Raw genomic sequence first — 20,239 nt, forward strand, 5'->3', positions numbered from 1 at the left:
GCGGATGCCGGTGGGTCCGGCATCCGCCCGCTCGATCATCCGATCAGCCTCGACTCAGCTGAGTCGACGACGGCGCCATGCGAGAGCACCACCGGCGGCCAACAGCAGGAGCCCCATGATCGCTCCGGTGATCAGCCCGTCGGGTGTGCCGCCCGACGCGGGCAGCGTCGATCCGCCCGCCGCCGGCTGCGGCGTCGGCGATGCCGTACCGGGGCCGGGGTCGACAGCGGCGGCGAGCACCGTGATGCCCGCCGAGGCGATGACGTCACCGGCGACGCGCACCTGGATGGTGTGCGCCCCCGGCTCGAGGTCGGCCGGAATGGTGACCTGCGTCGAGAACGATCCGCCGGTGACGTCCGCCTGCGCGAGCGCCCGGTAGGTGCTGGCGACACCCACCTCCACGCGCGAGGCGGCGATGTCGCTGCCGGTCACGGTGATCGTGTCGCCGGCGTGCACCTGCGTCGTGCTGAGCACAACTGACGGATCCTGTTCGACGGGGACGTCGGACACCGGCGCGAACGCCCAGTTGTCGACCTCGAACAGCTTCGCGTCGGTACCGCCTGCGGCAGCCGCGGCGGCCGTGGGCTGGGCGAACACGAAGAAGACGTCGTGCGTGCCGGTGGCGCCCGTGACATTCGCCGACACGGTCGTCCACTCGCCGACGGTTCCGGTGACCGGAATCGTCGCGACGACGGGGCCGTCGACGTTGTCCAGACGCACCTGGATCGACGCCCCCTCCACGAGGGGCTTCACGCGTGCCGACACCGACTTCGCACCGTCACCGAAAGCGACCTGCGACAGCGCCGCGAAGTCGCCGTCATCGATGCTCGACAGTGCCATGTTGCCGCTGCCGTTGTGCTCCGGGAACTCCGCCGACGGCTGGGTCGTCGCCGCCGTCTTGATGCCGAGCTGCCAGGCCAGCGTCTCGGCCTCGAACGTGCGGTACGGGTTGAAATTCTCGACCTGGGCGACGCCCTTGCGGGTGCCCACGACCGGCTTGATCGTGCCGTCCGCGTTGAACTCCAGTTTGTCGATGTGCACAGAGCGGTAGCCCTGCGTCTTTCCGGCTGTGCCGAGGGCCTGTGCCCACGCGGCCCCGCGCGTCTGCGCGTGGTAGGTGAAGTAGGTCTCGCCCTTGTACGTGAACATGTCGGAGTGGTTGTTGCCGCCGTTACCATCGCCGAAGAACGTGCTCTGGTTCTGGAAGGCCACGCCCGCATATTTCGAGGCCGGCAGCTTCATCGGGTCGTCGGTCATCATGTACGCGATCGCGCCCGTGGGCGGGTACAGGCCGTCCTGGGGACGCACCTGGAAGTTCGACGAGTACGAGTAGTAGTACTTGCCGTCCCGCTTGAAGATGGACGATGCCTCGAACATGCCGGGGCCGTCGATCTCGACCGGGTCGCCGTCGAGGGTGACCATGTCATCTTTCAGCTTCACGACACGCGTCGACTTCGGGTTCTGCGGACCCTGGACGTTGGCACCCGTGCCGATCTGCGAGTTGCCGCCGAAGTACAGGTAGGCCTGACCGTCGTCGTCGATGAACACCTCGGGGTCGAACAGCCACATCCCGGCAGGGAAACCGCCGCCGTTGATGTAGTCGCGCGACACGGTGTCGGGGATGATCTTCTTGCCGACGGGGTCGGTCCACGGCCCGAGCGGCGAACCGCCCACGACCACCGCGGTGCCGGTGCCGTTGTCGCAGAAGTACAGGTAGACCTTGCCGTCCTTCTCGATCGCCGCCGGAGCCCACGAGTTGCGTGACCACGGAGCGGCCCCTCCGGGGCCGGCGATCGGCACGGAGCCGTGATCGACCCAGTTGACCATGTCGGTCGTCGACATGACGTTCAGCGTCGTGATCGCGCCATAGCCGTTCGACTGCGTCGGCAGACCGTTGGCGTCCTTGCTGTTCGCCTCGTACTGCTGCGTGTCATTGGTCGAGTAGATGTAGAGGCGACCGTTGTAGATGAGGTGGTGCGGGTCGGCGCCGAACTTGTGGCCCACCAGCGGGTTGTGGTCGCCGAGGGGCTTGGTCTGCACCTTCTCGAGCGAGGTGAAGCCCGGGGTCGCCGGGGCGTCGGAGATCTTCACCAGCGAGAGCTCGTCGACCTGGAAGTCCTGGAGCGCGTTGGAGTTCCACGGGGTCTCGACGAACAGCCAGTCCATGCCCGGATGCCGCTGGTCGGCGACGAACTCCTTGGAGAACGATCCCCACTGGCCCTTCGTGAAGTTCTGGCCGTGATCGTCGCAGCCGTTGAAGTTGGCCGGGCAGAAGGTGAAGTTGAACTGCTGCGTGTCGGCGCCCTCCGTGTACTTGAGCTTCGCGGACAGGCGGTAGCCCGCCCCGGCCTCGAGCTTGCCGGTGACGCTGGCGAAGGGACCGGACTGCGTGTTCTCGCGGCCCGAGATCTTGAGCGCGTTGGCGCCGCTCGCGGCATCCGTCGTCAGCGCCAGCGTACCGCCGCGCGGGGACTGCCAGCCGGTGAAACCATCGACGAACCGGCCGTCGGGCAGCAGGTTGCCGGGAACGACCGGCACTTCGGGCACGCTCGGCGTGGTCGGTGTCGTGCTCTGGACGGTCAGCGACGCGTCGTCGACGACGAACGAGGCGACCGTGGCGCTCCACGGCGTCTCGACGAAGAGGTAGTCATACGTATCGACGGCGGGCGTGAAGGTCTTGGTCACCGTGAGCCACTCGCCGGACTTCGCCTGCCCGCTCACCACAGGAGCGCACGCACTGCGAGAAGCCGTGCAGAGGGTCACGTTGACGTTCTGCGTCGCGGGCTCACCGGTGTACTTCACCGACAGCGAGAGATCGTACGAACGGTCGGTCGTGAGTTGCCCCGTCACGGTCGCCGCAGGGCCGGACTGGAATCCGGTTCGCGCAGAGATCTGGATGGCGCCGGTGCCCGTGCGCGCATCGGAGCTGGCGGCGAGCGTGCCGCCGAACGGGGCGCTCCACCCCGTGATCCCGTTCTCGAACGTGCCGTTGGTCAGCAGTTGAGTGGTGGCCGCCGTGGCAGGCGCGGTCGTGAGGGCGGACAGCACGAGTGCGCCGATGCCTGCCAGCGCGCCCGCGCGTCGCAGCACCGCCCCGCGTGACCGAGTGGGTGGTTTTCTGTGGTGACTCACGTCGATGACTCCTTTGATTGGGTACCTCGGTGCGCCCACCGCAGGAGTCTCGGCGTTCAGTGACACCACGCAACACGAGGTGTACACTTTCGCCGTTCCGGACCGAGGCGGCTTCGCCGCCTGCGCACAGTCAGGAACACTCCGACGGCTCCTCGGACGGGGGATGCACGGATACGTGCAGCGGCGGATCGTGCCGGCAAGCACGACCCATCGGCCCCCGACCGGGGAGTCGTCCGGTCTGTGCGGGAACGGCAGCGCTCGGGTGAGCGACACTGCCCCCGACATCCCGTTTCGGATGGAACGTTCGCGATGTTACCGGTACCAGAGTGGCGAGGCAACGTTTTCGCGGCCATTTCTCCGGGCTATCGATAACACGGCCCGGAGGCCTGGACACGCGCCGCCGCAGGGGCGCATACTTTCAGCATGACTGAAGGATTACAGGAGGCGGCGCCGTCTCGGCGGGAATGGATGGGGCTGGCCGTGCTCGCGGCCGGCCTGGGCATGATCGTGCTCGACGGCACGATCGTCGGCGTCGCGATGCCCGACATCATCCGGGATCTTCGTCTCGACCTCACCGATGCACAGTGGGTGTCGAGCCTCTATGCCGTTCTCTTGGCGGCTCTCCTGCTCTCCACCGGCAAACTCGCAGACCGCTTCGGCCGCAAGGCTCTCTTCCTGCTCGGCATCGTGGTCTTCGTCGGCGGGAGCGTGTGGGCCGCGGCATCCACCACGGGAGGCGCTCTCATCACGGCGCGCGCCGCGCAGGCCGTCGGCGCCGCGTTCATCATGCCGTCGACTCTGTCGACCGTGAACGCGGTGTTCCGCGGCCGCTACCGCGCGGCTGCCTTCGGAGTGTGGGGTGCCGTCATCTCCGGAGCAGCCGCGATCGGGCCTCTCGTGGGCGGAGTGCTCACCCAGTACGCGTCGTGGCCGTGGGTGTTTCTGGTGAATCTGCCGCTGGGCGCGGTCATCTTCGCGCTGGCGGTGTGGGCGGTTCCCGAAACACGCGGCTCCGGTTTCCGCCGCGGCGCCGACGTCGACGGCGCCCTGCTGTCCGCGATCGGCTTCGGTGCGCTCGTCTTCGCGATCATCGAGGGACCCGACCTCGGCTGGTGGTCGCCGAAATCAGATCTGAAGCTCGGTTCGTGGGTCTGGCCGGCATCTGCACCGATCTCGATCGTGCCCGTGTGTCTCGCGGTCGCCGCGGTGGCTCTCACTCTGTTCGTCCTCTGGGAGCGGCACCGCGAACGCGTGCAGCGTGACGCCCTGCTCGATCTCCATCTGTTCTCCCTGCGGACGTTCTCGTGGGGCAACGTCACGGCCGCGATGGTGGCCGTCGGCGAATTCGCGATCATCTTCGTCCTGCCGCTCTACCTCACGGCATCCCTGGGCCTGTCGATCATGCAGACCGGGCTGGTGCTCGCCGCGATGGCGTTCGGCGCCTTCGCGTCGGGGGCGGCGGCCCGACACCTCGCCGCCCGCTTCGGCTCCCCCGGCACGGTGCTGATCGGGCTGGCCCTCGAAGTCCTCGGCATCCTGATCCTCGCGCTCATCGCCGGTGCAACCACGCCCGGCGGGCTCATCGCCCTGCCACTGGTCGTCTACGGTCTGGGCCTCGGCCTCGCGTCGGCGCAGCTGACGGGCACCGTGCTGCGCGACGTGCCGGTCGAGATCAGCGGTCAAGGCTCGGCGACGCAGTCGACCGTCCGTCAGATCGGCACCGCTCTCGGGACGGCATTCGCCGGGGCGGCCCTGTCTGTGTCACTGACCCTGACGCTTCCCGGAGCGCTGACGGCTGCCGGGATCACCGGTCCCGCGGCATCCCAACTCGCCGACGCCACCCGCACCTCTGCGGGGACCCTCATCTCCCAGCTGCGGGCGGAGGGCACGGCGAGCGCACTCGGCACGCAGACGGATGCCGCAGTGCAGGCCCTCTCCGCGGGTTTCGCCGACGCAACCCGCTGGTCGTTGTTGATCGCATCGGCGTTCTTGTTGCTCGGACTCATCGGCGCCGCCCGGCTGCGCGCGATCGACCGGCGCTAGGCTCGGGCAGATGCGAGCGGAAGAGGCCAACGCGCAGGGTGTTGTCACCACACACGACGATCCGCGGTTTCGCCTCTACACCTTCGCGAGCGCGGAACCGGCGGTGACGGCGACGGACATCTGGGACTGTGCGGTGGATGCCGCGCTCGAGACCGGCCATCGCGGGGACGAATCGTGGCTGTGGTCCCTGGCGCTCGTCTGCGGTGACGAAGAACCCGAGACGCTGACCTGGCTCTCCGGCTACGACTATCGAGAGCCGCCACGGTCGCCTCGCCAGTGGGCGGCACGCCGCGTCATGCAGGACCGGTACCTGTCCGCGCAGGCCCGGACCGGGCGGCCGGTCGTCCTGCCGGACGGCCTGCGGGTGATCCGCATGTTCCTGGGGTGGGCGCAGAGCCCGCTCTGGGAGAGCTTCACCGAGAACTACCCCGCCTCCCCCGCAGCACTCGGGCTGAGTCCGGCGCTGGTCGGCGACCTCGACTCCTGGAACGCACGCTGGAACGACCACGATCCCGAAGAGCCGATGCCCGACCATGCGGCATTCCTCGACGAAGGGCGGCGGCTTCACCGGCGGGTGCAGGCCGAGCTCGACGGCATCGCGGAGGTCCGCCCCGAGTTCGACCGCGGGTAGGCTCGGGCCCATGCGCATCGCTGTCACCGGGGCATCCGGAAAGCTGGGAACCGTTGTCGTCCGCGAGCTCAGAGAGGCCGGCCACGACGTCATCGGTATGGACGTCGTCGGCACGCGCGGCGGGGGCTTCGTGCAGGTCGACTTCACCGACTACGGCCAGACGGTCGACGCCCTCCAGGCCGTCGACGACCAGCACAGCGGTCTCGACGCGGTCGTGCATCTGGCGGCCATTCCGGCTCCCGGCATCCGCTCTGACGTGGCGACGTTCCACAACAACATCGCGGTGACCTTCAACGTCATGTGGGCCGCGATCCGCCTCGGCATCACGCGCATCGTCACCGCGTCGAGCGAGACGGTGCAGGGGCTCCCGTTCGATGTTCCGCCGCCCTACCTGCCCGTCGACGAGGCGTACGACGCCCGACCGGAGACGGTGTACTCGCTGGTCAAGCACCTCGAGGAGACGATGGAGAAGGAGCTCGTGCGCTGGCACCCCGAGGTGTCGATCACCGCACTGCGCTTCTCGAACGTGATGGTTCCCGAGGACTATGCCGAGTTCCCGTCGTTCGACGCGGATGCCACCCAGCGCAAGTGGAACGTGTGGAGCTACATCGATGCGCGGGACGGCGCCGCGGTCATCGCCCGCGCGCTCGAAGTGGCACCCGCCGGTTTCGACCACTTCCTCATCGCCGCGGGCGACACCGTGATGAGCCGCCCCAACAGCGCGCTCGTCGCCGAGGTGTTCCCCGACGTGGAAATCAGAGGGGAGCTCGGCGTCAACGACTCGCTGTTCTCGACCGCCAAGGCCGAGCGCCTGCTGGGCTGGACACCGCACCACTCCTGGCGCGACGAGGTCTGACCCGGCGACCGGGCGCTAGAGCCAGCCCTTCTCCTGCGCGATGCGCACAGCCTGCGACCGATTCGACGCGCCCAGCTTGCCGATCGCGGCGGAGAGGTTGTTGCGCACCGTTCCCGACGAGAGGAACACCTCGGCGGCGATCGCCGGAGCATCCCGACCGTCGGCGGCGAGCCGGAGGATCTGGCGCTCACGATCGGTCAGCGGATTCGCCCCCTCGAACAGGCTCATCTCGGCAAGCGCCGGGTCAACCACACGAAGACCCGCGTGTACCCGGCGGATGGCATCAGCGAGCTGCTCGACAGAGGCGTCCTTCACCACGAAGCCGTGCGCACCGGCATCCAGGGCGGCCCGCAAGTAGCCGGGACGTGCGAACGTCGTCACGATGAGGACGCGGGTGCCGGGGCTGACCGATCGGAGAGCGCGCGTCGCCTCCAGGCCGTCCATGCCGGGCATCTGGATGTCCATCAGGCAGATATCGGGGCGGGTCGCCGCCACCACGCGGATGGCCTCGTCACCGTCGCCCGCAGCTCCCACCACTTTCATGTCGGGTTCGAGATCGAGCCACGCTGCGACGGCGCCGCGGAGCATAGCCTGGTCATCGGCGAGGACGATGCTGATCGGCTCGACGGTGTCTGCGCTCACCACGTGACCTCCACCGCCGTGCCGCCCTGCCTGACCGGGCTCACCGACATGCGCGCCCCGGCCATCGCCGCGCGCTCGCGCATGCCCCTCATCCCGTTGCCTTCCGTGCCTCGGATGCCGCGGCCGTCATCGCTGACCCGGAGCCCCCCGGGATCGATCCGCACCTTCACGACGGAGGCGTCCGCGTGACGCAAGACGTTGGTCGTCGCCTCCCGCAGAATCCAACTCGCGGTGATCGCCTGCGCGGGCGAGAGCGCTTCGGCGTCGCCCTCGACGACGAACCCGACGCCCGCAGACCGCAGCACGTCACGACTCGTGACGAGCTCGTCGGCGAGCGTCGCACCGCGTACCCCGGCAACGGTCTCGCGCACCCCCGCCAGCGCTTCCGCCGTGAGCGCCTCGATGTCGGCCAGCTCGGCGTCGGCTCGCTCCGGGTCGGTCGCGATGAGTCGGCGCGCCAACTGGGCCTTGACCCGCACCACGGTGAGCGAGTGCCCGATGAGATCGTGCACGTCACGCGCGACCGCTTCGCGCCCTTCGCTCGTGGCGAGCTCGACTTCGAGCTGCTGGGCCTGGACCGAGCGGACGATCAGCGCCGTGGTGACGGTGTTGACGGTCGCCAGGAGCACGATGATCGCGAGCACGGCCACGTAGTCGATTCCGTCGGGAAGCAGGATCACGACCGCGCCCGCGACACCGATGCCTCCGGCGATCGTTATCCAGTGCGCGGAGCGCGTGAGACCGTACGACGCGAACGACATGATGAACGGCACGAAACTGAGGGCGTTTCCGCCCACGGCGGGGATCGTCAGGGCAGCGCAGGCGATGAGTGCCGCGAAAGCGACCCACTGGATCGGTCGCGGCGGGGTGAGAAGTCCCCCGCCGTCGCCGCTCATGCCGTTGAGGAACGCGGCGATGTAGACGACGACGAAGGAGACGAGCGCGATCCAGCCGGTGACGATCCAGCCCGCACCGACCGCGGACCGCAGCAACCCGGCGACGGGATAGATGAGGAAGACCAGCCAGACGGCGGCCATCACCCAGCCGTACCGTTCCCACACCGAACCGGAGCCCTTGCCGCGAACGCGCGCCTGCTGCAGCGTCATGGTCTCGACCCTACCGACGTGCACGCGCGCGCTTCACACCCCAAGCCACCAGGGCCCCGAAGACGACGGACCAGACCACGATGTTGAGTGCGACGGCCCACGGCGGGTCGATCTGACCGGTCGTGAGCACACCATCGGTCAGCGGCCATCGTGCCAGCGCGACCACCCCGTACATCGGGGTGAACCGCGCGATGTCGAGCATCACACCGTCCAACGGCATGAAGACATTGCCGAAGAATCCGAAGAATGTCAGCGAGATCGACGCGAGTGTCGCCGCCCCGTCGGAGCGGAACACCAAACCCATGCCCAACCCGTACAGCCCGAACAGCAACGCCCCGCCGAGAATGAGGCCGGCGCTCGCCGCCCAGCGCCATCCGTCCGCCGCCTGCGCTCCGGTGGCAGCGCCGACGATGAAGACGAGCCCTACCGCGAGCGCCGCGCCGGCCATCGCTGTGATGAGCTTCGTCACCGCGTATCCCGCGGTGCGAAGAGGAGTCATCGCCAATTGGCGACCCCATCCCTGCGCCGCCTCGACCGCCGCATTCGAGGTCGTCGAGGTCATCGCGACGGCGGCGCCGTAGGCCGCCATCGAGACCATCACGTAGAAGCGGACGTTGCCGTGTCCGGCCGGCATCGCTCCGTACGAAGCTCCGGCGCCGAACAGCGCGTACATCCCGACGGGCATGGCGAGGGTGAAGGCCAGCGTGTACGGGTTGCGCAGTTGGCGCAGCGCCTCCACACGCAACATCGTGGGCGAGATCGTGAGCGCGTGAGCCATGGGTCAGTCCTCCGTCAGAGCCGTGAAAGCGGTTTCCAGCGTCGGCGCGGTCACCTCGAGGTCGCGAGCGCCGGCGCGCAGCAAGACGAACGCAGCGGCATCCGCGTCGACAGCACGGAGCCGGATCCTCCCGGCATCCTCGCGAAGTTCCGTCACACCGTCGGTGGCGGCGAGAGAGGCGACGAGCCGTGCCGCGGCGTCGGCGTCGGCGGGGAGCGTCGCAGCGACGGTGCGCGCGCCGAGGCTCGCCCTCAGCTGCGCGGTCGGGGCGTCCGCCACGATACGTCCGCGGTGCATGACGACCGTGCGACGGGCGAACTGCTCAGCCTCCTCGAGGTAATGGGTGGCGAAGACGATGGTGCGCCCGGCATCCGCTTCCGCCCGCATGACGTCCCAGAAACGATGCCGCGCGGTCACATCCATTCCGGCGGTGGGTTCATCCAGCACAAGGATGTCGGGATCGGCCACCAGCGCCAGTGCGAAGCGCACCCGCTGCTGCTCTCCCCCCGAGCACTTCGACACACGGCGCCGCGCAAGCGGCTCGAGTCCTGCCCGCCGCATCGTGTCGGGCACGCGCCGCAGGGCCTGGCGCCCGTGCAGCGACGCGATCACTTCGACCGTCTCGCGCACTGTGATATCCCCCAGGAGGCCGCCGGTCTGCAACACGGCGGCAATGCGACCGGATGCCGCGGCATCGACGGCCCGCTCGCCGAGTACGCGCACGGTGCCCGCACTCGGGTCGATCAACCCGAGCAGCAGGTCGAGGGTCGTCGTCTTGCCCGCACCGTTCGGGCCGAGCAGAGCGACGATTTCTCCACGCCGGACCGTGAGGTCGACGCCGGCGACGGCGCGGACGGTGCGCACGCCGACGCCGAACGATCGCTCGATTCCGTCGAGACGAAGGACGATCGGCGCCTGGTCGCCCGCGAGAGCGGCGGGCGTCGCGGGCGAGGCTGCGGTCGCGGGCGCTGGGGTCATGGTTCCACCCTCGCCGAGGGCAACGCGCTGGTCAGGAGGGCGGTGTCATCCGCTCGACATGACACGTGTCACGTCGGCGCCCACACCCCGGCGCGCGACCGGCTCAGGGGCGGAGCATCACCTTGAGCGCTTCGCGACGATCCATCAGCTCGTATCCGCGCGCAGTGTCGTCGAGACTCAGCTCCACGTCGAAAACGCGACCCGGGTCGACGGAGCGGTCGAGGATGCCGGGCAGCAGCCGCTCGGCGTAGGCGCGCACCGGCGCGACTCCCCCGGTGATACTGACGTTGCGCGCGAACTGGGCGCGGCCGATCGGGCCGTCGCTGTACTGCGGCACGCCGACGCGGGCGATGCGCCCACCGGCGCGCACGATGCCGAGCGCCTGCTCGAACGCCGGCAGATGACCGACGGCCTCGAGTACGGCGTGGCATCCATCGCCATCGGTGAGTTCCCGCACGCGCTCGATGCCCTCGTCGCCGCGTTCCTCCACCACGTCGGTGGCCCCGAACTCGCGGCCGAGGTCAGTGCGCGAGCGATGACGGCCCATCAGAATGATGCGCTCAGCGCCGAGCAGCCGGGCCGACAGCACGGCGAGCAGTCCGACGGCACCGTCGCCGATGACCGCAACCGTAGTGTCGGGACCGACTCCACCGGTGAGTGCGGCGTGATAGCCCGTACCGTACACGTCGCTGAGCGTGAGGAAGCTGGCGAGGAACTCGCTGTGCTCATCACCGGGCACCGGCACGAGAGTCCCGTCGGCGAGCGGCGCCCGCAGCATCCCGGCCTGTGCGCCCGCCGTGCCCCGGTTGGCCAACCCCGCGAGGCGGCAGGAGGTGTGCAGCCCTTCGCGGCAGAACGTGCACACGCCGCAGGAGAACACGAACGGCACCACGACGAGGTCGCCGGGACGCACGGTCGTGACGTCGGCACCGACCTCTTCGACGATTCCGAGATACTCGTGCCCCATCGATGATCCACCTTCGTCGGGCGCCATCGAGTGGTACGGATGCAGGTCGCTGCCGCAGACGCAGGTACGTACGAGACGAAGGAGAGCATCGGTGGGCTCTTCGATCCGAGGATCGGCGGCGTCGATCACTCGGACGTCACCGGCACCGAACATATAGGCAGCACGCATAGGTCAAGTCAAACACGGCGCGCGGGTCGACCGCGCTTGGGTTTTTCGGCAGACAGTTCCAAGGCCATTGCCCGCGGCGGGTGCGAGGCCAGACGCTGCTCGACGTGGGCGAGCCACCGCAGTTCGCCTTCGGCGGCGAAAAGCGCCGCAGACAACGGCAACGCGGCGATGACGGAGGCGGGATCGCCGGCGTCGACCTGGGCGTACCTCGCGGTGAGATCGTCCCAACGCGCACGCGATGCGACTTCCTGCGCCCGCACGACGGCGGCGATATCCACGCCGGGCAAGGTCGCGGCGAGCGTCAATTTGAGCGTCAGCTCATCGCGAGTACCCTCGGTCCGTGCGACAGGAGCATCGAGCCAGTCGCGCACCGCGGCGGAACCGGCGCGGGTGATGCGCCAGTACACGTGCCCCTCGGCATCCACCTCGTCTTTGGTGACGAGGCCGTCGCGCTCCAGGCGATCAAGCGTGTTGTAGATCTGCCCCACGTTCAACGAAGAGATCGAGCCGGTGCGGCGATCGAACTCGGTGCGCAGCTGATATCCGTAGCAGGGGCCCTGATCGAGGATCGCCAACAGGCTCTGTCGAACCGACATGCTCCCCCGATGCGTCGCTGTGTTATCTGCTTTCCCAGTATATGCATACACGGAAACGGCACTCGCTCGAAGAACACGCGCACCACATCTGCCCCACAGCATCCGCTGAGGCCCGCCCGCTACCGTCGGGATCATGGAAGCGACACCGCATGCCCTGTCCGTCTCGACCGACGAGGGAGTGGCGACGTTCTCCGCCGAGCAGCTGCGGATGATGCGCGACGAGTTCCAGCGGTTTCTGCTCGAGTACCAGTTCGGACTCCGCGAGGTGGAGACCAAACTCGGCATCCTGCGCGACGAGTTCTTGCTGATGCACGACTACAACCCGATCGAGCACGTCTCCAGTCGGGTGAAGACGGCCGACAGCCTCGTCGACAAGATCACGCGGAAGGGCGTCGAGCCCACGTTCGACGCGATCCGTGCGCAGATCACCGACATCGCCGGCATCCGCGTGACCACGAGCTTCACGAAAGACGCCTATCGCCTGTTCGACCTCCTGACGCAGCAGGACGACATCGTCGTCCGCGAGGTCAAGGACTACATCGCCCGACCCAAGGCCAACGGCTACAAGAGCTTGCACGTGATCGTGGAGGTGCCGGTCTTCCTCTCCTCCGGGCGGGTGGACGTCGCCGTCGAGGTGCAGTTCCGCACGATCGCGATGGACTTCTGGGCGAGCCTGGAACACAAGATCTACTACAAGTACGCCGGCGCCGTTCCCGACGGCCTGCTCGCCGAGCTGACGGATGCTGCCGACTCGGCCGCGCAGCTCGACGCGCGGATGGAGCGCCTGCACGGCCAGCTCCACGGCGCACCGTCGCCGGTCGTCCGCGCCGTCTGAGCCTGCACAGAAGCGGGGTTCGCCGCCGGGTGATCCCGCTCAGCCCAGGGCGGCGCGCCAGTCGGCCAGCAACCGTGCCGTCGTGCGGGTGTGCAACCACGGCATCTCGGGCGCCTCGGTGCGGCCGTCCCGCAGCGCGAGGATGGTCGCGTCGGCCTCGGCGGCCATCGGGCTGACGGTCGGGGTTCGGATGTGCTCGACCGAACCGTCGGGGCGGCGCAGCACTGCATCCGCCGTCGAGACGATGCGGCTGCCCCACACGTTCGCGATCTCCAACACACCCGCGGTGCCGCGGATGACGGCCGTCCGCGGCAGATCGGCGGTGATCGCCGTGGCGATCCGCGCCTCGAACGCACCGAACGCAATCCGCGCACGCGCCTGTTCGTCGACGGCGCCGACCACACCGTCCACCTCGACGACGACCGGCTCGGCATCGATGCCCGCCCAGGCGGCGAGACCCACGACGAGGGATGCCGGATAGCACCCCACATCGAGAATCGCCCCGCCCGCGATCTCGGGATCGAACAGGCGGCCCTCGTGCACGCTCGCGGCGAAGCCCAACGTCGAGTCGACGGAGATCAGCTCGCCGAGCACCCCGGCGGAGATCAGCGCGCGCAGGCGGTCGGCAAACGGCCCGAAGCGGTACTTGAACGCCTCGACGACCGGAAGGCCGACCCCGCCGGCGTGCGCCAGCACGTCTTCGGTTTCGGAGACCGTCACCCCCAGCGGCTTCTCGCACAGCACGGCTTTTCCCGCGGCGAGGGCGGCGTTCGCGAGCTCGGCATGGGTCGTGTGCACCGTGCCGATGTACACGGCATCCACGTCGCCCCGCGCGAGCACCTCGTCGTAGGTGCCGGCGACCGGGGCGCCGTGGGCATCGGCGAAAGCCCGCGCCCGCATGCCGTCGCGCGCGCCGACGGCATGCAGAACCCCGTGCTCGGCCTGCGGCAGCGCCGCGACGAAATCGCCCGTGATGACACCGGCGCCCAGGACCGCCCAGCGTGCTCTGTCGCTCATCCCCCCACGCTAGCGGGGTGTCACGCCCGCAGTGCCCGGTCGAGGTCGTCCACCAGGTCGTCGACGTCTTCGATGCCCACCGACAGCCGCACGACCTCCACCGGAACTGCCGCGTCGGTGCCGCGGACGGAGGCGTGCGTCATGGCATCCGGGTAGTTGACGAGCGATTCGACCCCGCCGAGCGACTCCGCGAGCTGGAAGAGCCGGGTCGATTCGGCGAACCGGCGCGCCGCCGGGCCCGACTCCAGCGCCACCGAGACGATGCCGCCGAAGCCGCTCATCTGCCGCACCGCGATGTCGTGGCCCGGATGGTCGGCGAGCCCCGGATAGAACACGCGGGCGACGCGATCGCTCGACGTCAGGAACGCGGCGACGGCGGCGGCGTTCTCACTGTGGCGCTGCATCCGCACGGCCAGAGTCTTGATGCCGCGCGTCGTGAGCCACGCGTCGAGCGGTCCCGAGACGGCACCGACGGCGAACTGCAGGAATCCGATCTTCTCGGCGAGCGCCTCATCGTTGACCACGAGCGCGCCGCCCACGACATCGGAGTGACCGCCCAGGTACTTCGTCGTGGAATGCACGACGACATCGGCGCCAAGGGCGAGCGGTCGCTGCAGCGCCGGGGTGGCGAAGGTGTTGTCGACGACGACGAGCGCACCCGCGTCGTGTCCGATGCGGGCAAGACCGGCGATGTCGGTGATGCGCAGCAGCGGATTCGACGGCGTCTCCACCCACATCAGACGCGGCGCGCGCTCGGCGACCGCGGCGCGCACGGCATCCCCATCGCTCATGTCGACGACCCGCAGCCGCACTCCCCACGGTCCGAGCACGCGCGCCAGCAGCCGGTAGGTGCCGCCGTACACGTCACTGCCGAGCAGCACCTCGTCGCCCGGCGCCAACGCGGCCCGCAGCAGAGTGTCTTCGGCGGCGAGCCCCGACGCGAACGAGAACGCGTGGGCACCGCCCTCGATCGCCGCCAGCTGGGTCTGCAGCGCGGTGCGCGTGGGATTGCCGCTGCGCCCGTACTCGTAGCCCTGGCGGAGCCCGCCGATCCCGTCCTGCGCGAACGTCGTGGAGAAGTGCACGGGCGGGATGACTGCCCCGGTGCTCTCGTCGGGGTCCTGCCCGGCGTGGACGGCGAGACTGGCGAAACGGCGGGCGGCGTCGGTGGTCATGCGGATGCTCCTTCGGTGAGGGTGTCGAGGTGGATGCCGCGGGCGTCGAGCCACGCGTCGTCGTAGAGCTTGGTGAGATAGCCACGGCCGTGATCGGGCAGCACGACCACGACGACGGCGTCGGCGGGGAGCTCCTTCGCGGTGCGCAGCGCGGCGACCACGGCCAGCCCCGACGAGCCCCCGACGAACAGCCCCTCCTCGCGGGCGAGCCGGCGGGTCATGGCGAAGCTCTCGGCATCCGACACCCGTTCGAAGCGGTCGACGACGGTGGCGTCGAAGGTCTCGGGGAAGAAGTCCTCGCCGACGCCCTCGACGGCGTAGCCGTGGATCGGCCCTCCCGAATAGATGGATCCCTCCGGGTCGGCCCCCACGACGACGACCTCGCCCCGCGAGACTTCTTTCAGGTAGCGCCCCGTGCCACTGATGGTGCCGCCGGTGCCGATTCCGGCGACGAGGTGGGTGACGCGACCGTCGGTGTCGCGCCAGATCTCCGGGCCCGTCGTCTCATAATGGGCGCGCGGACCGTTCGGGTTGGCGAACTGGTTGGGCTTGAACGCGCCGGGGATTTCGCGGGCGAGCCGGTCGGAGACGCTGTAGTACGAGTCGGGATGCTCCGGCGGGACGTTCGTGGGCACCTCCACGACCTCCGCCCCGTAGGCCCGCAGCACCGCGGTCTTCTCCCCCGTGAACTTGTCGGGGACGACGAAGATCATCCGGTACCCGCGCTGGAGCGCGACGAGGGCGAGACCGACGCCGGTGTTGCCGCTGGTGGGCTCGACGATCGTGCCGCCGGGGCGGATCAGCCCGTCGCGCTCGGCCGCGTCGATGATATTGCGGGCGATGCGGTCCTTGGCGGAGCCGCCCGGGTTGAAGTACTCGACCTTCGCGAGCACCGTGGCCTGCACCTCGGCGGCGACGGCGTTCAGACGGACGAGCGGGGTGTTGCCGACGACGTCGGCGATGTGCGAGGCATAGCGCATGCGGGTGTCCTGAAGATGATGCCGCGGCGCGGATCGCGCGAGAAGGCGGCGGGCTGACGGGTCGTCGAAGGGAGCGCGAAGCGCTCAGCGACAACAACGACAGGTCAGGCTCACCCGAGGATGCTAACCCGAGGTGACCGGATGCCGCGAAGTGTGACGACCGATCCGTCACATTCTGCCCCGCCGCCCTACTCTGTGCTGGTGGGCACGCATGACAACACCGATGAGTACGGCTTCGACACCCGCCAGGTGCACGCCGGCGAGGTCGACGAGCGCAACCACGGCGCCCGCATCACCCCGATCTATCTGACCGCCGCGTACCGTTTCGACTCGTTCGCGCAGGCCGAAGACCGCTTCACCGGGGCGGAGGCCGGGCAGGTCTACTCCCGCAACCTCAACCCCACGCACGAGGTCGCAGAGCGGCGCATCGCCTCGCTCGAAGGCGGCACCGGCGCGATCGTGGTCGGCTCCGGTCAAGCTGCCATCACCGCACTGCTGCTGGGACTCGCGGGCGCGGGCGAGCGCATCGTGTCGACGGCGAGCATCTACAGCGGCACCCGCATCCTGTTCGACCGCACCTTCGCCCGCCTCGGCGTCGCCGCGGACTACGTGCGCGACCCCGCCGACGAGGCCGAGTGGGAACGGCTCATCACTGCGCAGACCAAGGCGATCTTCGTCGAGACGATCCCGAATCCGAAGAACGATCTCGTCGACGTGGCCGCAATCGCGCGCATCGCCCGGCGCCACACGATTCCCCTCATCGTGGACAACACGGTCGCCACGCCGTACCTGATCCGACCGATCGAACACGGCGCCGACGCCGTCGTGCACTCCTCGACGAAGTTCCTCACCGGTCACGGGGCAGCACTGTCGGGAGTCATCGTCGACGGCGGCCGTTTCGACTGGGCGGGCTCGACGCGTTCCTACCCGGGCCTCACCGACCCCCTCGCCGCAGGTCGTTCCTCGCTGGTGGAGAGCCACGGCGCCCGCGCGCTCGAGGCCTATCTGCGCTTCGGCATCGTCAACGACTTCGGCGCGGCCCTCTCGCCGGTCAACTCGTTCCTGCTGCAGCAGGGCATCGAGACCCTGTCGCTGCGCATGGCGAAACACCTCGAGAATGCCGAGATCGTCGCCGCCTGGCTCGACGCTCACCCGGCCGTGGAGAGCGTCGACTTCGCTGGCCTGCCCACGAGTGCGTACCACCGCATCGCACAGGAGCGCTTCGGCGGCCACGCCGGCTCGGTGTTCGCCTTCACGGTGCGCGGTGGGCGGGATGGGGCCGAGCGGTTCTTCGACGCGCTCCGCCTGATCAGCCGTATGACGAACATCGGCGACGTCCGTTCGATGGCGCTGCATCCCGCCACCACGACGCATGCCTCCTTTTCGGCCGAGGAGCGCGCTCGGCTCGGCATCGGCGACGGCCTCATCCGCTTGTCGGTCGGCATCGAGACGGCGGCAGACCTCATCGCCGACCTCGACCGGGCGCTGGCGGCGGCCGCCGCATCCTGAACGCCTGCTCCCGGTCGGCGGATGCCGGAGATGTCGCCGTATTGCGCGTTTCGGCGCCGGCGTGCGTCGAGGCGCCTAACGTGGATGTATGACCTCGTCGCCCACCGCACCCATCGACGTGCCGTTCGACGGTCCCGCAGCGCGGAGCACCGACCTGTCGTCGCCGGGGTTCTCGTCGTCGCTGTCGGCGGATGAGTTCAAGGCGTTGTTTCGCGGTCACCCCGGCGGCGTCGCCGTCATCACCGCCGACGCCGGCAATGGGCCGGTGGCCCTGACCGCGACGAGCGTGTCCAGCGTCAGCGCCGAGCCGCCGCTTCTGATCTTCTCCGTGTCGTCGCAGTCGTCGTCCGCCGCGGTCCTCGTGGCAGCCGAAACGGTCGTCGTGCACCTTCTCGACGCGCACGACCTCGACCTCGCCCGGCTCGGAGCCACGAGCGGCGTCGACCGGTTCGACGGTTCGCGGCCGTGGTCGCGTCTGGTCACCGGCGAGCCCGTGTATCACGATGTCCGGGCCTGGGTGCGCTGCGCGATCATCGAGCGGATGGATGCCGGCGGTTCCACCGTCTTCGCGGCGCACGCGCTGCAGTCACAGCTCGAGCGTGACGTCGACGCGGGCGCGCACGGCGACGCGTTGGTCTACCACAACCGCACGTGGCACCGCCTCGGCGACCACTCCCGCATCTCCTGAGACAGGCCCGCTCACGCGTCGGCGGATGCCGATGCGCCCACCGCCGACAAGAACCCACCGACGAAGCTGTCGCCGAGCCCGATCGTGGTCGGCGCGTCGGTGGTGACGACGACCGCCGCCACACCGACGGCATCCGGTCGGTGCGCCTGGACGGCAGCGACGACCCGCTCCCCGTCGGGGTGGCGCGGCAGACGTGCGGTCTCGGCGAGATCGTCGCCGTCGAAGACGTCGCCGAGACGGTAGCGCGTGGCCGACACCCGCACCGCAGCATCGACGGCGGCGCGGTGGCGAGCGGCGCCCGGGCCGACCGCGATCGACCAGAAACGCGTGTGCACGACGAGCGCCGGCACCGGGATGAGCCGGTGCGCCTGGTCGAGGGCGTCGGCGACGTCGACGGGATCGGTGAGGTCGATGTCGCGGCGGACATACTCCTGAAGTTCGTCCTCGTTCATGCCGTAGACGTCGATGCGTGCGAGCAACCGATCGCGGACGATCGCGGCGAACTCCCGTCGATAGAACCCGGCATCCTCGTAGTAGACGAGCGCGCGCGCTGGCAAACGCACCATCGCGGTCTGCAGCTCGTCGAGGCGATGTTCCAGCAGGGCGGCGTCCTGCATCGTGTTGAACCCGGAGATCAGAAACGCATCGGCATCCGCGAGCTCGCCGCCGAGCTCCGCAGCGATCGCCATCTCGCGGTTGGGACGATCGTTCGCGACGATGACGCGGTTGGCCGCCGGCGCGACGACATCGCCGTCGGCGAGGTGGACGACCGATCCCGCGGGGTACTGCACGATCAGGTGCGGGTCGAGAGTGTCGTCGGTGGCTGAGCACACCCAGTCGATGATCGGCGGCATGAGGCGGCGCACGTTGTCGTCGATACTGACGAGGTGCTGCGTGCTCGGGATGCCGAGATTGGCCAGCGCGATGCCCGCCCGCACCCCCGTCCCGCCGAGGGTCACCACCGCCTCGAAGCGCGCGGCGAACCGCTCGAGGATGTCGGAGGAGGCGGCGAACCGCTCTCCCCCGACGCCTCGGTCGACGAAGGCGAGGATCGCGACGAGCAGACTGCGCTCGTCGTCGATGGGCGCGGTCGTCGACAGCTCGGCGCGGCGCACATCGTGCTCCGCCGCCAGAGCGCCCACGACCGCGGCATCCCATCGGATCTCGTAGTCGACGGTGCCGCCGAGTCCGAGGACGAGTCGACCACTCATGATGCCGATGATCTCCTGCCGTGCGCGATCAGTACAGCGCGGCTTTGCCGGCGGCGCCGAAAAGGTCGATCTTCTCGGCGGCCGTCACTTTCAGCGCGGCGATCGGCTCCGGCTGGATCGCGTTGGGCTCGCGCAGACGCTCATCGGTGCCGAGGATCTCACGCATGCGGTTGTGGTAGCTCACCTTGATGTCGCTGGAGATGTTGATCTTGTTGATGCCCAGCGAGACGGCGCGCGCGAGCTCCGCGTCGGGGTTGCTGGATCCGCCGTGCAGCACGAGCGGGATCTGCACGGCCGCCTTGATCTGCTCGAGCAGGTCGTGGCGCAGTTCGGGGTTCTTGTCCGACGGGTACAGCCCGTGCGAGGTGCCGATCGCGATCGCGAGGCTGTCGACGCCGGTCTCGGCCACGAAGCGCACGGCGTCATCGACGTTCGTGTAGATGATCTCAGCCGCGCCGGACTCTCCGTAGCTGTCGTTGGCGCCGATCGTGCCGAGTTCTCCCTCCACCTGGATGCCGACGGCGTGGGCCGCTTCAACGACCTTGCGGGTGAGGGCGACGTTCTCCTCGAAAGGCAGCAACGACGCGTCGATCATGACGGATGTGAAGCCTGCCTGGATCGCCGTGATGATCTGGTCGTAGGTGCCGCCGTGGTCCCAGTGGATCGCGACGGGCACGCTCGATCGGTGCGCACGCTCACGGATCGCCACGATGAGGTCGGTCGTCACATGCGAGACCTCGTCGGGGTGGATCGCGATGATGACGGGCGCGTTCTTCTCCTCGCTGATATCCATCACGCCGAGGAACATCGCCCAGTCGCTGATGTTGAAGGCGGGAATGGCGAAGTTGTTCTCATTGGCGACGTCGAGGATGGACTTGCCGGTGTACAGCACCACGGTGGATTCTCCTGTTTTCGGTGGGATGGGGT

General features: G+C 69.0%; 18 protein-coding genes. 6 read left to right on the top strand and 12 right to left on the bottom strand.

All coding sequences use genetic code 11. The features are described 5' to 3' along the window. Nucleotides 1-54: 54 nt before the first annotated feature. Nucleotides 55-3,132, bottom strand: coding sequence for a family 43 glycosylhydrolase (locus tag ITJ43_RS08070; protein WP_323741163.1), 3,078 nt, complete (start codon nt 3,130-3,132; stop codon nt 55-57). A gap of 423 nt (nt 3,133-3,555) precedes the next feature. On the opposite strand from ITJ43_RS08070, the gene ITJ43_RS08075 reads away from it, so the two are divergent. From ITJ43_RS08075 to ITJ43_RS08085, 3 genes are read left to right on the top strand one after another with little or no spacing between them, the layout of a single operon-like run. Then, the gene (locus ITJ43_RS08075; protein WP_194583341.1) at nt 3,556-5,175 is read left to right on the top strand and encodes an MFS transporter; all 1,620 of its coding nucleotides are present in this window, start codon (nt 3,556-3,558) and stop codon (nt 5,173-5,175) included. Between the two features lie 10 nt (nt 5,176-5,185). After that, nucleotides 5,186-5,806: a hypothetical protein gene (locus ITJ43_RS08080; protein ID WP_194583342.1), complete on the top strand. Its 621-nt coding sequence runs from the start codon at nt 5,186-5,188 to the stop codon at nt 5,804-5,806. Nucleotides 5,807-5,816: 10 nt separating this feature from the next. Beyond that, nucleotides 5,817-6,662, top strand: a complete 846-nt coding sequence (locus ITJ43_RS08085; protein ID WP_194583343.1) for an NAD-dependent epimerase/dehydratase family protein — start codon at nt 5,817-5,819, stop codon at nt 6,660-6,662. Nucleotides 6,663-6,677: 15 nt separating this feature from the next. Here ITJ43_RS08085 and ITJ43_RS08090 read toward each other — a convergent pair whose 3' ends face one another. From ITJ43_RS08090 to ITJ43_RS08115, 6 genes are all read right to left on the bottom strand, one after another. Then, nucleotides 6,678-7,304, bottom strand: coding sequence for a response regulator transcription factor (locus ITJ43_RS08090; protein WP_323741164.1), 627 nt, complete (start codon nt 7,302-7,304; stop codon nt 6,678-6,680). Next, a complete protein-coding gene (locus ITJ43_RS08095; protein WP_194583345.1) occupies nt 7,301-8,410 on the bottom strand; it encodes a sensor histidine kinase in 1,110 nt (369 codons plus the stop codon). The genes ITJ43_RS08090 and ITJ43_RS08095 overlap by 4 nt, the downstream gene beginning before the upstream one ends. A gap of 10 nt (nt 8,411-8,420) precedes the next feature. Next, the gene (locus ITJ43_RS08100; RefSeq protein WP_194583346.1) at nt 8,421-9,188 is read right to left on the bottom strand and encodes an ABC transporter permease; all 768 of its coding nucleotides are present in this window, start codon (nt 9,186-9,188) and stop codon (nt 8,421-8,423) included. A gap of 3 nt (nt 9,189-9,191) precedes the next feature. Next, on the bottom strand, nt 9,192-10,166 hold the full coding sequence (locus ITJ43_RS08105; protein WP_194583347.1) for an ABC transporter ATP-binding protein: 975 nt from the start codon (nt 10,164-10,166) through the stop codon (nt 9,192-9,194). A gap of 103 nt (nt 10,167-10,269) precedes the next feature. Then, nucleotides 10,270-11,301 (bottom strand): zinc-binding dehydrogenase, encoded by a 1,032-nt coding sequence (locus ITJ43_RS08110; RefSeq protein WP_194583348.1) that lies wholly within the window; start codon nt 11,299-11,301, stop codon nt 10,270-10,272. 8 nt (nt 11,302-11,309) lie between these two features. Beyond that, complete coding sequence (locus ITJ43_RS08115) at nt 11,310-11,897, bottom strand: PadR family transcriptional regulator (protein WP_194583349.1); 588 nt, start codon at nt 11,895-11,897, stop codon at nt 11,310-11,312. A 133-nt stretch (nt 11,898-12,030) separates the two neighbouring features. On the opposite strand from ITJ43_RS08115, the gene ITJ43_RS08120 reads away from it, so the two are divergent. After that, nucleotides 12,031-12,732 (top strand): GTP pyrophosphokinase, encoded by a 702-nt coding sequence (locus ITJ43_RS08120; protein WP_194583350.1) that lies wholly within the window; start codon nt 12,031-12,033, stop codon nt 12,730-12,732. 39 nt (nt 12,733-12,771) lie between these two features. Here the strand turns inward: ITJ43_RS08120 and ITJ43_RS08125 are convergent, their stop codons facing one another. From ITJ43_RS08125 to ITJ43_RS08135, 3 genes are read right to left on the bottom strand one after another with little or no spacing between them, the layout of a single operon-like run. Then, entirely contained in the window at nt 12,772-13,749 is a 978-nt protein-coding gene (locus ITJ43_RS08125) for a Gfo/Idh/MocA family protein (protein ID WP_194583351.1), read from the bottom strand. A gap of 20 nt (nt 13,750-13,769) precedes the next feature. Then, complete coding sequence (locus tag ITJ43_RS08130; RefSeq protein ID WP_194583352.1) at nt 13,770-14,924, bottom strand: cystathionine gamma-synthase; 1,155 nt, start codon at nt 14,922-14,924, stop codon at nt 13,770-13,772. Then, nucleotides 14,921-15,904, bottom strand: coding sequence for a PLP-dependent cysteine synthase family protein (locus tag ITJ43_RS08135; RefSeq protein ID WP_194583353.1), 984 nt, complete (start codon nt 15,902-15,904; stop codon nt 14,921-14,923). The genes ITJ43_RS08130 and ITJ43_RS08135 overlap by 4 nt, the downstream gene beginning before the upstream one ends. 201 nt (nt 15,905-16,105) lie before the next feature. Here ITJ43_RS08135 and ITJ43_RS08140 point away from each other — a divergent pair, with 201 nt between their 5' ends. Both ITJ43_RS08140 and ITJ43_RS08145 read left to right on the top strand, forming a co-directional pair. Then, the gene (locus ITJ43_RS08140) at nt 16,106-17,413 is read left to right on the top strand and encodes an O-acetylhomoserine aminocarboxypropyltransferase/cysteine synthase family protein (RefSeq protein WP_416361066.1); all 1,308 of its coding nucleotides are present in this window, start codon (nt 16,106-16,108) and stop codon (nt 17,411-17,413) included. A gap of 88 nt (nt 17,414-17,501) precedes the next feature. Beyond that, nucleotides 17,502-18,101 carry a flavin reductase family protein gene (locus tag ITJ43_RS08145; RefSeq protein WP_194583355.1) on the top strand — a complete coding sequence of 200 codons (600 nt, stop codon included), beginning with the start codon at nt 17,502-17,504 and terminating at the stop codon, nt 18,099-18,101. Between the two features lie 11 nt (nt 18,102-18,112). Here ITJ43_RS08145 and ITJ43_RS08150 read toward each other — a convergent pair whose 3' ends face one another. Both ITJ43_RS08150 and ITJ43_RS08155 read right to left on the bottom strand, forming a co-directional pair. Continuing rightward, nucleotides 18,113-19,312 carry an ADP-dependent glucokinase/phosphofructokinase gene (locus tag ITJ43_RS08150; protein ID WP_194583356.1) on the bottom strand — a complete coding sequence of 400 codons (1,200 nt, stop codon included), beginning with the start codon at nt 19,310-19,312 and terminating at the stop codon, nt 18,113-18,115. Nucleotides 19,313-19,340: 28 nt separating this feature from the next. Beyond that, nucleotides 19,341-20,207: a ketose-bisphosphate aldolase gene (locus ITJ43_RS08155; protein WP_194583357.1), complete on the bottom strand. Its 867-nt coding sequence runs from the start codon at nt 20,205-20,207 to the stop codon at nt 19,341-19,343. Between the last annotated feature and the right edge of the window lie 32 nt (nt 20,208-20,239).

Source organism: Microbacterium sp. VKM Ac-2870, assembly GCF_015350795.1.
Taxonomy (GTDB): Bacteria; Actinomycetota; Actinomycetes; order Actinomycetales; family Microbacteriaceae; genus Microbacterium.

What these genes read in the sequence shown, in the direction of transcription:
- ITJ43_RS08075 (WP_194583341.1), top strand. Translation starts at nt 3,556, where the DNA reads ATGACTGAAGGATTACAGGAGGCGGCGCCGTCTCGGCGGGAATGGATG.
- ITJ43_RS08080 (WP_194583342.1), top strand. Translation starts at nt 5,186, where the DNA reads ATGCGAGCGGAAGAGGCCAACGCGCAGGGTGTTGTCACCACACACGAC.
- ITJ43_RS08085 (WP_194583343.1), top strand. Translation starts at nt 5,817, where the DNA reads ATGCGCATCGCTGTCACCGGGGCATCCGGAAAGCTGGGAACCGTTGTC.
- ITJ43_RS08095 (WP_194583345.1), bottom strand. Translation starts at nt 8,410, where the DNA reads ATGACGCTGCAGCAGGCGCGCGTTCGCGGCAAGGGCTCCGGTTCGGTG.
- ITJ43_RS08100 (WP_194583346.1), bottom strand. Translation starts at nt 9,188, where the DNA reads ATGGCTCACGCGCTCACGATCTCGCCCACGATGTTGCGTGTGGAGGCG.
- ITJ43_RS08105 (WP_194583347.1), bottom strand. Translation starts at nt 10,166, where the DNA reads ATGACCCCAGCGCCCGCGACCGCAGCCTCGCCCGCGACGCCCGCCGCT.
- ITJ43_RS08110 (WP_194583348.1), bottom strand. Translation starts at nt 11,301, where the DNA reads ATGCGTGCTGCCTATATGTTCGGTGCCGGTGACGTCCGAGTGATCGAC.
- ITJ43_RS08115 (WP_194583349.1), bottom strand. Translation starts at nt 11,897, where the DNA reads ATGTCGGTTCGACAGAGCCTGTTGGCGATCCTCGATCAGGGCCCCTGC.
- ITJ43_RS08120 (WP_194583350.1), top strand. Translation starts at nt 12,031, where the DNA reads ATGGAAGCGACACCGCATGCCCTGTCCGTCTCGACCGACGAGGGAGTG.
- ITJ43_RS08125 (WP_194583351.1), bottom strand. Translation starts at nt 13,749, where the DNA reads ATGAGCGACAGAGCACGCTGGGCGGTCCTGGGCGCCGGTGTCATCACG.
- ITJ43_RS08130 (WP_194583352.1), bottom strand. Translation starts at nt 14,924, where the DNA reads ATGACCACCGACGCCGCCCGCCGTTTCGCCAGTCTCGCCGTCCACGCC.
- ITJ43_RS08135 (WP_194583353.1), bottom strand. Translation starts at nt 15,904, where the DNA reads ATGCGCTATGCCTCGCACATCGCCGACGTCGTCGGCAACACCCCGCTC.
- ITJ43_RS08145 (WP_194583355.1), top strand. Translation starts at nt 17,502, where the DNA reads ATGACCTCGTCGCCCACCGCACCCATCGACGTGCCGTTCGACGGTCCC.
- ITJ43_RS08150 (WP_194583356.1), bottom strand. Translation starts at nt 19,312, where the DNA reads ATGAGTGGTCGACTCGTCCTCGGACTCGGCGGCACCGTCGACTACGAG.